The 15,214-nt window shown below is 71.2% G+C and carries 13 protein-coding genes; 9 read left to right on the plus strand and 4 right to left on the minus strand.

Going from position 1 to position 15,214, the window contains the following annotated elements; genetic code table 11:
• Window positions 1-38: 38 nt before the first annotated feature.
• Window positions 39-1,661 carry a malate synthase A gene (gene aceB / locus ACTMMA_RS13590; RefSeq protein ID WP_441190667.1) on the minus strand — a complete coding sequence of 541 codons (1,623 nt, stop codon included), beginning with the start codon at window positions 1,659-1,661 and terminating at the stop codon, window positions 39-41.
• A gap of 107 nt (window positions 1,662-1,768) precedes the next feature.
• Here aceB and ACTMMA_RS13595 point away from each other — a divergent pair, with 107 nt between their 5' ends.
• The 3 genes from ACTMMA_RS13595 (at window position 1,769) to trmB (ending at window position 4,960) form a co-directional block, all read left to right on the plus strand.
• Complete coding sequence (locus ACTMMA_RS13595) at window positions 1,769-2,194, plus strand: GNAT family N-acetyltransferase (RefSeq protein ID WP_441190668.1); 426 nt, start codon at window positions 1,769-1,771, stop codon at window positions 2,192-2,194.
• Between the two features lie 94 nt (window positions 2,195-2,288).
• Window positions 2,289-4,166 carry a translation elongation factor 4 gene (gene lepA, locus ACTMMA_RS13600; RefSeq protein ID WP_441190669.1) on the plus strand — a complete coding sequence of 626 codons (1,878 nt, stop codon included), beginning with the start codon at window positions 2,289-2,291 and terminating at the stop codon, window positions 4,164-4,166.
• A 143-nt stretch (window positions 4,167-4,309) separates the two neighbouring features.
• On the plus strand, window positions 4,310-4,960 hold the full coding sequence (gene trmB / locus ACTMMA_RS13605) for a tRNA (guanosine(46)-N7)-methyltransferase TrmB (RefSeq protein WP_441190670.1): 651 nt from the start codon (window positions 4,310-4,312) through the stop codon (window positions 4,958-4,960).
• A 66-nt stretch (window positions 4,961-5,026) separates the two neighbouring features.
• On the opposite strand, the gene ppk2 is transcribed toward trmB, so the two are convergent.
• On the minus strand, window positions 5,027-5,917 hold the full coding sequence (gene ppk2, locus ACTMMA_RS13610) for a polyphosphate kinase 2 (RefSeq protein ID WP_441190671.1): 891 nt from the start codon (window positions 5,915-5,917) through the stop codon (window positions 5,027-5,029).
• Window positions 5,918-5,970: 53 nt separating this feature from the next.
• Here ppk2 and hemW point away from each other — a divergent pair, with 53 nt between their 5' ends.
• Window positions 5,971-7,197 (plus strand): radical SAM family heme chaperone HemW, encoded by a 1,227-nt coding sequence (hemW, locus tag ACTMMA_RS13615; RefSeq protein ID WP_441190672.1) that lies wholly within the window; start codon window positions 5,971-5,973, stop codon window positions 7,195-7,197.
• A gap of 454 nt (window positions 7,198-7,651) precedes the next feature.
• Here the strand turns inward: hemW and ACTMMA_RS13620 are convergent, their stop codons facing one another.
• Window positions 7,652-8,161, minus strand: coding sequence for a DUF4870 domain-containing protein (locus ACTMMA_RS13620; RefSeq protein ID WP_441190674.1), 510 nt, complete (start codon window positions 8,159-8,161; stop codon window positions 7,652-7,654).
• Between the two features lie 22 nt (window positions 8,162-8,183).
• Complete coding sequence (locus tag ACTMMA_RS13625) at window positions 8,184-9,047, minus strand: DUF3097 domain-containing protein (protein WP_441190675.1); 864 nt, start codon at window positions 9,045-9,047, stop codon at window positions 8,184-8,186.
• An 85-nt stretch (window positions 9,048-9,132) separates the two neighbouring features.
• Between ACTMMA_RS13625 and fumC the strand changes: the two genes are divergently transcribed.
• The 5 genes from fumC to ACTMMA_RS13650 all read left to right on the plus strand — a co-directional run bounded on the left by fumC (window position 9,133) and on the right by ACTMMA_RS13650 (window position 15,202).
• The gene (fumC, locus tag ACTMMA_RS13630; RefSeq protein ID WP_441190676.1) at window positions 9,133-10,572 is read left to right on the plus strand and encodes a class II fumarate hydratase; all 1,440 of its coding nucleotides are present in this window, start codon (window positions 9,133-9,135) and stop codon (window positions 10,570-10,572) included.
• Window positions 10,573-10,699: 127 nt separating this feature from the next.
• Window positions 10,700-11,725 (plus strand): heat-inducible transcriptional repressor HrcA, encoded by a 1,026-nt coding sequence (gene hrcA, locus ACTMMA_RS13635; protein WP_441190677.1) that lies wholly within the window; start codon window positions 10,700-10,702, stop codon window positions 11,723-11,725.
• Window positions 11,726-11,848: 123 nt separating this feature from the next.
• The gene (gene dnaJ, locus ACTMMA_RS13640; RefSeq protein WP_441190678.1) at window positions 11,849-12,973 is read left to right on the plus strand and encodes a molecular chaperone DnaJ; all 1,125 of its coding nucleotides are present in this window, start codon (window positions 11,849-11,851) and stop codon (window positions 12,971-12,973) included.
• A 10-nt stretch (window positions 12,974-12,983) separates the two neighbouring features.
• Window positions 12,984-13,721: a 16S rRNA (uracil(1498)-N(3))-methyltransferase gene (locus ACTMMA_RS13645; protein ID WP_441190679.1), complete on the plus strand. Its 738-nt coding sequence runs from the start codon at window positions 12,984-12,986 to the stop codon at window positions 13,719-13,721.
• Complete coding sequence (locus ACTMMA_RS13650; protein WP_441190680.1) at window positions 13,718-15,202, plus strand: MFS transporter; 1,485 nt, start codon at window positions 13,718-13,720, stop codon at window positions 15,200-15,202. The genes ACTMMA_RS13645 and ACTMMA_RS13650 overlap by 4 nt, the downstream gene beginning before the upstream one ends.
• The last annotated feature ends 12 nt before the right edge of the window (window positions 15,203-15,214 follow it).

Here is a 15,214-nt window from a genome sequence, read left to right on the forward strand (position 1 = left end):
GGGACCCACACTAATGGTCAGACCACGGCGTGGCCAGGTCAGGGCATGGCCTCGTAGGCGGGGACGGTGAGGAAGTCGGCGTAGTCCTCCGAGAGGGCCATCTCGGCGAACAGCCCGGTCGCCTCGCGGTAGTCGGCGGCGTCGCCGGGCAGCTCGGCCACGACCTCGTCCATCAGGCGCTGGACCAGCTCGCGGGTCACCGTCTCGCCGGTGTCGGCCAGGGTGACGCCGTTGTGGATCCACTGCCAGACCTGGCTGCGGGAGATCTCGGCGGTCGCGGCGTCCTCCATCAGGTTGTTGATGCCGACGGCGCCGCGGCCGGTGAGCCAGACCGCGAGGTACCGGATGCCGACCTCGATGTTGCCGCGCAGTCCCTCCTCGGTGACCTCCCCGGGCGTGTTCTTGACGGCCAGCAGGTCGGCCGCGGACACGTCGACGTCCGCACGGGTGTTGTCGACCTGGTTGGGCTTGTCGCCCAGTACCGCATCGAAGACCTCGAGGCAGGTCTCGACCATGCCCGGGTGAGCCACCCAGGAGCCGTCGAAGCCGTCGTTGGCCTCGCGCTGCTTGTCACCGCGGACCTTGTCAAAGGCGGCGGCGTTGATCTCCTCGTCCTTGGACGGGATGAAGGCGGCCATACCGCCGATGGCGTGCGCGCCGCGCTTGTGGCAGGTGCGCACGAGCAGCTCGGTGTAGGCCCGCATCATCGGCGCGGTCATCGTCACCGCGTTGCGGTCGGGCAGCACGAAGTCCTCGCCGCGGGTGCGGTAGGTCTTGATGATGCTGAACAGGTAGTCCCAGCGACCGGCGTTCAGGCCCGCGGAGTGCTCCTTGAGCTCGTAGAGGATCTCCTCCATCTGGAAGGCGGCCGGGTAGGTCTCGATGAGGCAGGTGGCGCGGATGGTGCCGCGGGGGATGCCAAGGGCGTCCTGGGCGATGTTGAAGGCGTCGTTCCAGATCCGGGCCTCAAGGTGGTGCTCCATCTTCGGCAGGTAGAAGTAGGGGCCCTTGCCCGCGTCGATCTGCAGCTGGGCGCTGGCGCACATGGACAGGGCGAAGTCGACCAGGCCACCGGAGGTGCGCTGCCCGTCCACGGTGATGTGCTTCTCGTCCAGGTGCCAGCCGCGCGGGCGCATGACGATCGTGGGCAGCTGCGCCTGGTCGGTGGTCGACAAGGCGTACTCCTTGCCCTCGGGGGAGGTGAAGGAGATGGTGCCGGCGATCGCGTCGCGCAGGTTGAGCGGGCCCTCGACGACGTTGGCCCACATCGGGGTGTTGGCGTCCTCCTGATCGGCCAGCCACACCCGGGCGCCGGAGTTCATCGCGTTGATCGTCATCTTGCGGTCGGTGGGGCCGGTCATCTCGACCCGGCGGTCGACCAGGCCCGGGGCGTGCTCGCCGACGCGCCAGGAGTCGTCCTCGCGGATGTGGGCGGTCTCGGGCAGGAAGTCCAGGTCGGCGCCGTCGGAGACCGCCCTGACCACCTCGGCGCGCGCCGCCAGCCGCTCCTGGCGGCGGGGCTCGAGCTCGCGGTGCAGGGTGGCGATGAGCTCGAGGGCCTGCCGGGACAGGATCTCCTCGTAGCCGGGCTTGAGCTCGCCGGTGACCTCGACGCCCTCGGGCAGGTCGAGGACGGGGCTGGTGGCGGTGGGCTCGGTCATGGGTTCTCCTCGGGTGAGTTCTCACGATGCGGAAAAAGTTTTCGCCTCTGGTAACGATACTACTCCGAGCGGGCGGGCGCGCGTGAAGTGGCCTAGGCTCTAGGTTCGTGGGTGCACACGAGCTCGTCATCGCCGAGGAACGTCCGGGCCGGGAGGAGCTGGTCGGGCTGTACGACGCGGTGGGGTGGAGCACCTACACCCGCGACCCCGATGCTCTGGCCCGCGCGATCGAGGGGTCGACCCGGGTGGTGACGGCCCGCTACGGCGAGGAGCTCCTCGGACTGGCACGTGTCATCTCCGACGGCGCCACCATCGCCTACCTCCAGGACGTCCTCGTCCATCCCGCGCTCCAGCGGGAAGGGGTGGGTCGCTCCCTCGTGCAGGCCGCGATGGAGCCCTTCGAGCACTGCCGCCAGAAGGTGCTGCTCACCGACGACGAGCCGCGGCAGCGGGCGTTCTACGAGTCGCTGGGCTGGGCCGAGATCCGCGACGTCGGCGAGGGGACGCTGCGGGCCTTCGTCCGCCTGGACTGACGGCCGCGCCCGACGCATTGGGCCGAGGACCCCCACCGTGGGACACTGGGAGGACTGCCCGGCCCCACCGCATACCTCGAGGTTGAAAACCAGCGTGTCCCCGCTCGCCCGTCCTGACTCGGTCCCGCAGCCGTCGGCGACCCCGCCCGAGGTCATCCGCAACTTCTGCATCATCGCCCACATCGACCACGGCAAGTCGACGCTGGCCGACCGGATGCTGCAGGTCACCGGGGTGGTCGACCAGAGGCAGATGCGCGACCAGTACCTCGACCGGATGGACATCGAGCGCGAGCGCGGCATCACGATCAAGAGCCAGGCGGTGCGGATGCCCTGGGCGGTCGCCGAGGGCGACGGGCCGGCGTCCACCTTCATCCTCAACATGATCGACACCCCTGGTCACGTCGACTTCACCTACGAGGTCAGCCGGAGCCTGGCGGCCTGCGAGGGAGCGGTGCTGCTCGTCGACGCGGCGCAGGGCATCGAGGCGCAGACCCTGGCCAATCTCTACCTGGCGATGGAGAACGACCTCACCATCATCCCGGTGCTCAACAAGATCGACCTGCCCTCGGCCCAGCCGGAGAAATATGCCGAGGAGATCGCCGGCCTCATCGGCTGCGACCCCGAGGACGTGCTCAAGGTCTCGGGCAAGACCGGCGAGGGTGTCACCGAGCTGCTGGACCGGATCGTGGAGCTCATCCCCGCGCCGGTCGGCGACGCGGCCGCGCCGGCCCGGGCGATGATCTTCGACTCGGTCTACGACACCTACCGGGGCGTGGTGACCTACGTGCGCGTGATCGACGGCTCGCTGTCCCCGCGGGAGCGCATCGCCATGATGTCGACCCGGGCCACGCACGAGCTGCTGGAGATCGGCGTGATCAGCCCCGAGCCGGTCGTCTCCAAGGGGCTGGGCGTCGGCGAGGTCGGCTATCTCATCACCGGCGTGAAGGACGTGCGGCAGAGCAAGGTCGGTGACACTGTCACGGGGGAGCGGCGGCCGGCCACCCAGGCGCTGGGCGGCTACAAGGACCCGCGGCCGATGGTCTTCTCCGGGCTCTACCCGATCGACGGCTCCGACTACCCGATCCTGCGTGACGCCCTCGACAAGCTCAAGCTCAACGACGCCGCCCTGGTCTACGAGCCCGAGACCTCGGCGGCGCTGGGCTTCGGCTTCCGCGTCGGCTTCCTCGGGATGCTCCACCTGGAGATCGTCCGCGAGCGGCTGGAGCGCGAGTTCAACCTCGACCTCATCTCGACGCTGCCCAACGTGGAGTACCAGGTGCAGATGGACGACGGGACGATGGTGGAGGTGACCAACCCCAGCGAGTTCCCCGGGGGGCGGATCGCCTCGATCACCGAGCCGGTCGTGCGCGCCACGATCCTGGCCCCGAGCGAGTTCATCGGCGCCATCATGGAGCTGTGCCAGACCCGGCGCGGCACCCTGCGCGGCATGGACTATCTCTCGCCCGAGCGGGTCGAGATGCGCTACACCCTCCCGCTGGCCGAGATCGTCTTCGACTTCTTCGACGCCCTCAAGTCGCGCACGCGCGGGTATGCCTCCCTGGACTACGAGCCCGACGGCTCCCAGGAGGCCGAGCTGGTCAAGGTCGACATCCTCCTGCAGGGGGACACCGTCGACGCCTTCAGCGCGATCGTCCACAAGGACAAGGCCTATGCCTACGGCGTCCAGATGGCCACCAAGCTCAAGGAGCTCATCCCGCGCCAGCAGTTCGAGGTGCCGGTCCAGGCCGCCATCGGCGCCCGCGTCATCGCCCGCGAGACCATCCGCGCGATCCGCAAGGACGTGCTCGCCAAGTGCTACGGCGGTGACATCAGCCGCAAGCGCAAGCTGCTGGAGAAGCAGAAGGAGGGCAAGAAGCGGATGAAGATGGTCGGCTCCGTCGAGGTGCCGCAGGAGGCCTTCATCGCCGCGCTCTCCCAGGACGGGAGCGGGGCCGAGAAGGCCAAGAAGTGAGCCCGGAGCGGCCCACGCCCCCGCGAGGGGAAGCGAGCCAGGAGCGGACCACGCCCCCACGCGGCCACTACGCCCTCGGCCATCCCATGATCGGGCCGCGACCGCTGGCCCGGACCCGCTCTTTCACCCGCCGAGGCGGGCGGATGCCGCATACCCACCAGAAGGCCTGGGACCGCCTGGCCGAGCAGGTGGTGCTGGAGCTGCCTCGCCCGATGGGCGCCACCTCGACCGTCATCGACCCGACCTATCGGCTCGACCCGGCCGAGGTCTTCGGCCGCGGCGCGCCGCTAGTCGTCGAGATCGGCTCCGGATCGGGCGACGCACTGGTCGCGGGGGCGCAGGCGCGACCGGACTGGGACTTCCTGGCCTTCGAGGTGTGGCGTCCGGGGATCGGCCACGCCCTGGCCAAGATGGGCGAGACTGCGCTGCCCAACGTGCGGGTCGTCGAGGCCGACGCCGCCGTCGCGCTGCAGACCCTGCTCGCGCCCGGCAGCGTGCGGGAGGTCTGGACCTTCTTCCCCGATCCCTGGCCCAAGGCCAAGCACCACAAGCGACGCATCGTCACGCCCGACCTGGTGGACGCCGTGGTCGCGCTGCTCGAGCCGGGCGGCGTGTGGCGCCTGGCCACCGACTGGGACCACTACGCGGAGGCGATGCGCGAGGTGATCGGCGCCGACGACCGGCTGGAGCTGGTCTCGACCGACCGCGCACCGCTGCGTCCTGTCACCCGCTTCGAGCGTCGGGGGACCGAGGCGGGCCGGGAGATCACCGACCTGGCCTACCGCCTGCGCTGACGGGCCAGGTGCCCACCTGCGCCACGCAGGGGCGGGCGCACCGGGAGCAGAGGGCCGGTCCCGCCCTCAGTCGCCGACGGCGTCCTGGGCCCGCTTGACCAGCCGCGGGTCGGGGCGCAGCACCACGTCGTGGTCCTTGCCCTCATACTCGAAGCGCGACAGGAAGTGGCGCATGGCGTTGATCCGGGCGCGCTTCTTGTCGTTGGACTTGATGGTCGTCCACGGCGCCCAGTCGGTGTCGGTGCGGCGGAACATCTCCTCCTTGGCGGCCGTGTAGTCCTCCCACCGGTCCAGCGACTCCAGGTCCATCGGCGAGAGCTTCCACTGCCGCACCGGGTCCAGCTGGCGGATCGCGAAGCGGGTGCGCTGCTCGGTCTGGGTCACCGAGAACCAGTACTTGGTGATCGAGATGCCGGAGTCGACGAGCATCTTCTCGAACAGCGGCGCCTGCTCCATGAAGGTCTCGTACTCCGCCTGGGAGCAGAAGCCCATGACCCGCTCGACCCCGGCACGGTTGTACCAGGAACGGTCGAAAAGCACGATCTCCCCGCTGGTCGGCAGGTTCTCGACGTAGCGCTGGAAGTACCACTGCCCGGCCTCGACCTCGGTGGGCTTGTTCAGCGCCACCACCCGGGCGCCGCGCGGGTTGAGGTGCTCGGTGAAGCGCTTGATCGACCCGCCCTTGCCGGCCGCGTCCCGTCCCTCGAAGACCAGGATGTGCCGGCTGCCGTTGTCCTTGGCCCAGTACTGGAACTTCAGCAGCTCGACCTGCAGCAGCCACTTCTCGACCTCGTAGTAGTCGCGCGCCATCCGCTCCTTGTAGGGATAGTCCTCGCGCCAGGTGTCGACCGCGCTGCCCTCGGGAGTGATCAGGTCCGGGTCCGAGCCCTGGTCGTCGCGCACCGTGAACCCGGCGTCGCGGAGGCTGTCGATGTACTCCCGGAGCTTCTGCTGCACACCGCGACCCTAGCGTGCGGGTCCATCCACCACCGGGTGGGAGACTGGACCCCATGCCTTCCGCCTTCCCTCCCGGCGAGCCCGCGCCCGCCGACGGCTCGCTGCCGCCTGCGGCGCTGGAGGGTATGCGGTCACGCACCTTCTCGCTCTACCTCCACGTGCCCTTCTGCCGGGTGCGGTGCGGCTACTGCGACTTCAACACCTACACCCTGCCCGAGCTGGGGGAGGGCGCCTCGCTGACCGAGACCTTCGTGGCCGCGGCCCACGAGGAGCTCACGATCGCCGAGCGGGCCCTGGCAGCAGGTGGCCCGCCGGCCGTCTCCACCGTCTTCGTCGGTGGAGGCACCCCGACCATGCTGGAGCCCGACCAGCTGGGCGGGCTGCTCCAGGGGATCAGGGAGCGCTGGGGCCTGGCGCGGGACGCCGAGGTCACCACCGAGGCCAATCCCGACACGATCACGCCGCAGGTGGCCGAGGCGCTTGCGGCGCACGGCTTCACGCGGGTCAGCATCGGGATGCAGTCGGCCGTGCCGCACGTCCTGCGCACCCTGGACCGCACCCACGACCCGGTCAACGTGGCCCGGGCGGTCGAGGCCGTCCGCGGCGCCGGGATGCAGGTGAGCCTAGACCTCATCTATGGCACACCGGGGGAGTCGCTGGCCGACTGGCGCGCCAGCCTCGAGGCTGCGGTCGCGCTCGGGCCGGACCACCTGTCCGCCTACGCCCTGGTGATCGAGGAGGGCACGCGGATGCACGGCCAGGTCCGGCGCGGGGAGCTGCCGGCCCCCGAGGACGACGACGAGGCCGACAAGTACGAGCTCGCCGATGAGCTGCTCGCGCAGGCCGGCTACGGCTGGTACGAGATCTCCAACTGGGCCCGCTCCGAGCACGCCCGGTGCCGGCACAACCTGGCCTACTGGCGTGGTGGCGACTGGTGGGGGATCGGGCCGGGCGCCCACAGCCACGTCGGCGGGGTCCGCTGGTGGAACGTGAAGCACCCGCGCGCGTACGCCGACCGGGTGTCCCAGGGCCTCAGCCCGGTCCACGCCCGAGAGGTGCTGGACCCGGACGAGCGCCGCGACGAGGACGTGCTCCTCGGCAACCGCCTGGCCGAGGGGCTGCCGGTCGACCGGCTCGACCCCGAGGGGCGCCGCGCCGTCGCCGGGCTCGTGGCGGACGGCCTGGTCGACGGGCGGGCCGCCCTCCACGGCCGGGTGGTGCTGACCCTGCGCGGTCGCCTCCTGGCGGACACGGTCGTGCACCGCCTGCTCGTGTCCTGACTCGCGAAGGCGACGTGTTCACCGACACGCCATGCCGCATACCCCGCTCCGCCACCCGACCCGCCCACAATGAGGGCAGACCCTGCCGGGTATGAGCCAGCAGGGCCTGGAAGAACGTGCGGTAAAAGGTGTGGCCCGTTTCGCGAAGTATGAGTTCGCGAAACGGGCCACGGCCAACTGGTGATGAGCTGGTCGATCGCGAAGGTGTCTGAGGCTCGATCCCTGCATCACCAGGGATGATTCGTGCCGGTGCACGAGGCACCAGCGTGAGTCGTTCGAATCCTCGACAAGTCTTGCGATCCGCTCTTCCTTGCGGAAGTGCGTAGAGAGATGTCTACTCCTTTGCCGGGCCGGGCGCAAGGGATACGCCGGAAAAAATCTCATCGCCCGGCGTGTCGCGCTTGACTCGCCGGGCGATGAGGTTGGTGAGGCTGATGGGGTCAGCCGTGAGAGGTCAGCTCAGGATGCGGATCTGGAAGGGATAGTCGTAGGCCTGGCCGTCCGAGGCCTTGATCACGCCGCGCAGGTGCGCCCAGATCTGGAGGATGAACAGGAAGATCAGGATCGGGATCGCCCAGATCAGCCCGACGAACAGGGTCAGGAAGACACTCGCCCAGGTGATCCAGGTGGCGATGGTGACGCCGACGTTGAAGTTGAACGCACCCGCCGAGGCCTTGCGCACGGCCGGGCTGCGGTCCTTGTAGAAGAACCAGATCAGCAGCGGGCCCAGGAAGGGCAGCGAGCCCGCGGAGACCAGGAAGGCGATCGGCGCGGACAGGTGGGCCAGGAGCATCATGGTGCGCTCCTCGCCGGAGGCGCCCCCCTGGGGTGCGCCGTAGGCAGGCTGGTAGCCCGGGCCCTGGGGTGCGCCCTGCTGGTAGGACTGCTGCGGGTAGGCACCCTGCTGGTAGGGCTGCTGCGGCTCGTGGCCGTAGGTGCGGTTGGGGTCGTGGGGCTGGGTCATGGTGCTCTCACTCCTGCTGAGCTCATGGAACGGTGACGAAGTCGATCAGTTCTTCGACGCTGGCGAGCAGCGTTGGTTCCAGGTCACTGTAGGAACGCACGGACCCCAGGATCTTCTTCCACCCCAGGGCGACATCGGTCTGGTTGGCGTGCGGCCAGCCCAGCTCGGCCAGGATCCCGTGCTTCCAGGAGCGCCCTCTCTCGATCACCGGCCAGGCGTCCAGCCCCAGCCGCGCAGGCTTGACCGACTGCCACACGTCGACATAGGGGTGGCCCAGGATCCGCACGTGCGGGCTGACCTTCTCCGCCTCCGCGACGATCCGGGTCTCCTTGGTGCCGGGCACGAGATGGTCGACCAGGATCCCCAGCCGCCGGTCGGGGGTGGGGGAGAAGGCGCGGATCTCGGCGGCCAGGTCGTCCACCCCGTCTAGCATCTCCACGACCACGCCCTCGACGCGCAGGTCGTCGCCCCAGACCTTCTCGACCAGCTCGGCGTCGTGGCGTCCCTCGACCCAGATGCGGGACCCGCTGGCGACGCGGGCCTGCTGGCCCACCACGCGGACCGAGCCGCTGGCCGTGCGGGTGGTCGCCTTCCTGGCCGCCTCGAGCTCGGCGCGCCGTGCCGCGGCCGGCGGGGTCAGGACGACGGGTGCGCCGTCGATGAGGAATCCCGGGCCGAGCGGGAAGCCCTTGCGCCGGCCCTTCCGGTCCTCCAGGTGCACGACGGTCATGCCGCCGGCCTTCTCGACGTGCACGACCGCCCCGACCCATCCGGTCTCGACGTCCTCGACGACCAGGCCGGTCTCGGCCTCCACCTCCTGCGCGCGTCCGCGCCTCGGGGCGCGCCAGTCGGTGGCCAGGACGTCGGAGCCATAGCGATCCATCACGGCAGACGAGGGTATGCGGTGTGGCGGCTGAGGCTGGTGAGGCTCGCCCTGCGCGCGGCGACGTGCGCCGCATACCCTGGGAGGCATGGCCGAGAACCAGACGGGCACGCCCGAGACCACGCCGGAGCAGACGCGGACCGAGACCGACAGCATGGGTGCGCTGGAGGTCGCCGCCGACCGCTACTGGGGCGCGCAGACTCAGCGGAGCATCCACAACTTCCCGATCGGGCGCGACACCTTCGTCTGGGGCCGGCCGGTCATCAAGGCGCTGGGCATCCTGAAGAAGGGCGCTGCCCAGGCCAACGCCGAGCTCGGCGAGCTGCCGCAGGACGTCGCCGACCTCATCGTGCGGGCCGCCGACGAGGTGATCGCGGGCGACCTCGACGAGCACTTCCCGCTGGTCGTCTTCCAGACCGGGTCGGGCACGCAGAGCAACATGAACACCAACGAGGTGATCTCCAACCGGGCGATCGAGCTGGCCGGGGGCGAGATGGGGAGCAAGACGCCGGTGCACCCCAACGACCACGTCAACCGCGGGCAGAGCAGCAACGACACCTTCCCGACCGCCATGCACATCGCGGTCCTGTTGGAGCTGCGCGACCGGCTCGAAGGTGCCGTGACCACGCTGCGGGACACCCTGCACGCCAAGGCGGAGGACTTCGCCGACGTGGTCAAGGTGGGCCGCACCCACCTGCAGGACGCCACCCCCATCACCCTGGGTCAGGAGATCGGCGGGTGGGTGGCCCAGATCGACTACGCCCTGGCGGAGGTCCGGCACGCGGGCGAGGGGCTGCGCGAGCTGGCGATCGGCGGGACCGCCGTCGGCACGGGCCTGAACGCCCACCCCCACTTCGGCGACCTGGCCGCCCGCAGGATGGGGGAGGAGACCGGGTTGGAGCTGGTCTCGGCCCCCGACAAGTTCGCCGCGCTGTCGGCCCACGACGCCCTCGTGCAGACCTCGGCCGCCTTGCGCACCCTGGCGGGCGCGCTGATGAAGATGGCCAACGACGTGCGTTGGCTGGCCTCGGGCCCCCGCAACGGCATCGGCGAGCTGCTCATCCCGGAGAACGAGCCGGGGTCCAGCATCATGCCGGGCAAGGTCAACCCCACCCAGTCCGAGGCGATGACGATGGTGGCCACCCGTGTCTTCGGCAACGACGCCACGGTGGCCTTCGCCGGCAGCCAGGGCAACTTCCAGCTCAACGTCTTCAAGCCGGTCATGGTCCATGCCGTCCTCGAGAGCATCCGGCTCATCTCGGACGCCTGCCTGGCCTTCAACGACGGGTGCGCCGTCGGGATCGAGCCCAACCGCGAGCGGATCGAGGCCAACCTGGGCAGCAATCTCATGCAGGTCACCGCCCTCAACCCCCACATCGGCTACGACAAGGCCGCGGCGATCGCCAAGAAGGCCCACAAGGAGGGCCTGAGCCTGCGCGAGGCGGCCATCGCCTCCGGCGATCTCACCGAGGAGCAGTACGACGCCTGGGTGGTGCCCGTCGACATGACCCGCCCGCGGGAGGGCTGACCCCGCGTCTGGCGGGGATCCACCGATGGGTAGGTGGACCGGCAGCGTGAGGCCGACCCGTCCCCGGGCGCGGTAGGATTGGCACTCGACACGAGAGAGTGCCAGCGGGCAGGGAGGTGATCCGGTCATGAGCGAGGAGCGTCGGCTCGAGGTGCTGCGCGCCATCGTCCAGGACTACGTGCGCACCTCCGAGCCCGTCGGGTCCAAGGCGCTGCTCGAGCGCCACCAGCTCGGGGTCTCGGCGGCCACCGTCCGCAACGACATGGCCGCGCTGGAGGAGGACGGGCTGATCACCGCGCCGCACACCAGCGCGGGCCGCGTGCCGACCGACGCCGGCTACCGGCTGTTCGTCGACCGCCTCTCCACCATCAAGCCGCTCACCCGCGGGGAGCGCAGCGCCATCGAGCGATTCCTGCACGGCGCCCACGACCTGGACGACGTCGTGAGCCGCACCACCCGCCTGCTGTCCGGGCTGACCCACCAGGTCGCCGTGATGCAGTACCCGAGCCTGTCCCGCTCCCGCGTGCGCCACGTGGAGCTGGTGCCGCTGGTCGGCCCGCGCCTGATGGTCGTCCTCATCGTCGACTCCGGCCGCGTGGAGCAGCGCGTCGTCGACGTCGGCCGCGACCTCGCCGGCGCAGAGGACCTCGTCGCCGTGCTGCGGACCCGCATCAACTCCGCCGCCGCCGGCCAGGTGCTCACCGCCGTCCCGTCCCGGCTCGCCCCCGTCCTGGACGAGGTCACGCCGGCCGACCGGCCGGTCGCCCAGGCCGTCGTGGCCGCGCTGGCCGACGCCGCGCAGGAGGAGAGCGACGACCGCGTCGTGCTCGCCGGCACGGCCAACCTGGCGCGGGTCGGCAGCGACTTCCCGACCTCGCTGTCCGCGGTCCTCGACGCACTGGAGGAGCACGTGGTGCTCCTGCGGCTGCTCGGCAGCATGTCCGCGCTCGCGGCGCACGACCCCGAGAGCGTCACCGTGTCCATCGGGGCCGAGAATCCCTACGAGCCCCTGCGGACCACCTCGGTGGTCAGCACCCCCTACGGCGGGGCCGGGGGCCTGGGGGTCCTGGGCCCCACGCGCATGGACTACCCGCACGCCATGGCCGCGGTGCGCGCCGTGGCTCACTACGTCGCCGAGATCCTGGACGGGTGAGGCACCGCATACCCTCCCGCGGGCATAAGCCCGCCCCCCGCCGTCGTTGAGCACACCGTTGACCGGACGACGACCTGGCACAGACCGACCGACCGTGAACGACCGACAAGGACGCTGCACGCAGTGAACGACTACTACGCCGATCTGGGTGTCTCCCGCGAGGCCTCGATCGAGGAGATCAAGAAGGCCTACCGCAAGAAGGCCCGGACCCTGCACCCCGACGTCAACCCCGGCGCCGAGGCGGAGGCGGAGTTCAAGAGGGTCTCCCAGGCCTATGACGTCCTCTCCGACCAGACCAAGCGTGCGGCCTACGACCGGGGCCAGGATCCCTACGGGGGAGCGACCGGCGGCTTCGGGCAGGGCTTCACCTTCACCGACATCATGGACGCGTTCTTCGGCGGGACGGCCGCGGGGTCGCGCGGGCCGCGTTCCCGCGTGCAGCGCGGTCACGACGCGCTGGTCCGGCTCGACATCGACCTGCCGACGGCGGTCTTCGGCGGCGAGGAGACCCTCACCCTCGACACGGCCATCCTGTGCTCCACCTGCACCGGCTCCGGCGGACAGCCGGGCTCGGGCACCCGCACCTGCCAGGTATGCAGCGGCCGCGGCGAGGTGCAGCAGGTCCAGCGGTCCTTCCTCGGCCAGGTGATGACCTCCCGGCCCTGCCAGGCCTGCCGCGGCTACGGCGACGTCATCGAGCACCCCTGCTTCGACTGCTCCGGCGAGGGACGGGTGCGCACCCGTCGCGACCTCACCGTGAAGGTCCCAGGCGGCGTCGACACCGGCACCCGCATCCAGCTGCGTGGCGAGGGCGAGGTCGGCCCGTTCGGCGGGGAGGCCGGCGACCTCTACGTCGAGGTGCTCGTCGAGCCGCACGAGACCTTCCACCGCCGCGGTGACGACCTGCACTGCACGGTCGAGCTGCCCATGACGGCGGCGGCGCTGGGCGCCTCCCTGCCGGTGGAGACCCTCGACGGCCCGGTCGAGGTCCAGGTCGCCCCCGGCACCCAGCACGGCGAGACCATCACCCTGGACGGCAAGGGCGTGACCCACCTGCGTGCCCAGGGGCGCGGAGACGTGGTCGTCCACCTCGACGTCCGCGTGCCGACCCGCCTGACCGACGCCCAGCGCGACCTGCTCGCCGAGCTGGCCGAGCAGCGCGGCGAGAGCCGTCCCGAGGGCCGGATGAGCAACGGCGCCCACGCCTCCCGCAAGGGGAAGCTGTGGGACGCCCTGCGCGGTCGCTGACCGGCCGCCCATGACCGCGCCCCTCTTCCACGTGCCCGCGGGCAGCCTGTCCGCCAGCACCGCGCAGGTGCGTCTCGACGGACCCGAGGGGCGGCACGCCGCCGACGTCCAGCGGCTCGCGGTGGGCGAGCAGGTGCTGCTCTCCGACGGGCAGGGCTGGCTGGCCACGTGCACCGTCAGGGACGCTCAGCGGGGCGTGATCGAGCTGACCGTGGACGCCGTGGCCCACGAGCCCGCGCCGGCCCTGCGGCTCGTGCTGGTGCAGGCGCTGGCCAAGGGCGACCGTGACCTGATGGCCGTGGAGTCGGCCACCGAGCTCGACGTCGACGAGATCCTGCCCTGGCAGGCCGACCGCTCGATCGTGCGCTGGCGCGGCGAGCGTGGCGAGAAGTCCCTGCGCCGCTGGGAGCAGCAGGCCCGGGCGGCCACCAAGCAGTCCCGCCGCAGCCGGGTGCCCGTCGTCGGGCAGCTGCTCGACCGCAAGGGCCTCCTCGCGCGTGCCGCAGACGCTGACGTCACGCTGGTCCTCCACGAGGACGCGGACCAGCCGCTGCGCGAGGTGCCCCTGCCGGAGTCGGGAGAGGTGCTGCTCGTGGTCGGTCCCGAGGGCGGGGTCGGCCCCGAGGAGCTGTCCGCCCTCACCGAGGCGGGGGCGGTGCCGGTCCGGCTCGGCCGGACCGTCCTGCGCACCTCCACCGCGGGCGCGGCCGCCCTGGCCGCACTCCACACGCGGACCGGCTGGCGATGAGCGACCAGCAGGGGGACCGGCCGATCCCGGCCGGGGACCTGCCCGTGCCGCCCGCCCCGCAGGCACAGCCCGCCCCGCACGCACAGCCCGTGCCATCCGCACCGCCGGTGCCACCGTCGATCTTCAGCCCCGGGCTGCGCAGCGCCTCGATCGGCGCGGCCGCCCTCATCTCCCTCTTCGCCCTCGAATACATCGCCGTCGGTGCGGCCATGCCGACCGTGGCGACCGCCCTGGACGGCTACCACCTCTACAACATGGCCTTCGGGGCGATGGTCGCCGCGAGCATCGTGGGGATGATCGTCGGCGGCTGGTGGTCCGACCGCTCCGGGCCCAAGCCGGTCGTCACGACCGGGACCCTGCTCTTCGCCGGTGGGCTGACGATCAGCGGCCTCGCACCGACGATGGAGATCTTCTCCGTGGGACGTGCGTTCCAGGGGCTGGGCAGCGGTCTGGCCACCGTGGCCATCTACGTCGTCATCGCCCAGCGCATCCCGGACGTCCGCCGCCCCGCGGTCTTCTCCCTGCTCGCCGCGGCCTGGGTGGTGCCCGGACTGGCCGGCCCGTTGCTCACCGGCGTGCTCGTCGACCACCTCTCCTGGCGCTGGGTCTTCCTCGGCGTCGCGCCCCTGGTCGTCCTGTCGCTGGGCGTGCTCTGGCGGGCGCTCGCGGCCACCCGGGCCGGGGACGACTCGCCCTACCTTCGCCCCTCGACGATCGCCTGGGCCGTGGTGGCGGCGGTCGCCGTCGCCCTGCTCAACCTCGCCGGGGACGAGCTGACGGGTATGAAGCTGCTCATCGGCGCCGCCTGCGTCACCGGCGTCCTCGTCGCCTCGCTCCGGCTCCTGCCCCGCGGCACGCTCCACCTCGGGCGGGGACTGCCGTCGGTGATCGGGGCCCGCAGCGCGATGGGTGGTGGTTTCGTGGCGGCCGAGGCCTACCTGCCCCTGATGCTGCGTGACGAGTACTCCTACACACCGGCCCAGGCCGGGGCGGTCCTGGCCGCGGCCTCCGTCTTCTGGGCGCTCGGCTCCTGGGTGCAGGGGCGGCTGCGCGAGAGCGTGGACCGCTATCACGTGCTCATCCTCGGCTCGGCCGTCTTCGGCCTCTTCATGGCCGTGCTCGGCCTCGCCCTGTGGGCCCGCTGGCCGGGCTGGGCCCTGATCGCGGTCTACGCCCTGGCCACCCTCGGCGTCGGCATGGCCTACCCCACCACGACCCTGCTGACGATGCGCCTGTCGCCGCCGGCCGAGATCGGGCGCAACACCTCCTCCCTGTCGGTGGGGGAGGCGATGGCCAGCGCGCTGGCCCTGGCACTGACCGGGGTCGTCTTCGGGCTCTACTACGCCTCGGCACCGCACACCGCCTTCGTCGGGACGCTGGCCGTCGCGATCGGCGTCAGCCTCCTGACCGTGCTCAGCGCGCTGCGCGCCAGGCCGGCCGCGGAGGGGAAAGAAGGGGCTTTTCCCGCTGGCCCCGCCTAGACTGGACCCACG

It is taken from the genome of Ornithinimicrobium panacihumi, assembly GCF_052073805.1.
Classification (GTDB): Bacteria; Actinomycetota; Actinomycetes; order Actinomycetales; family Dermatophilaceae; genus Ornithinicoccus; species Ornithinicoccus panacihumi.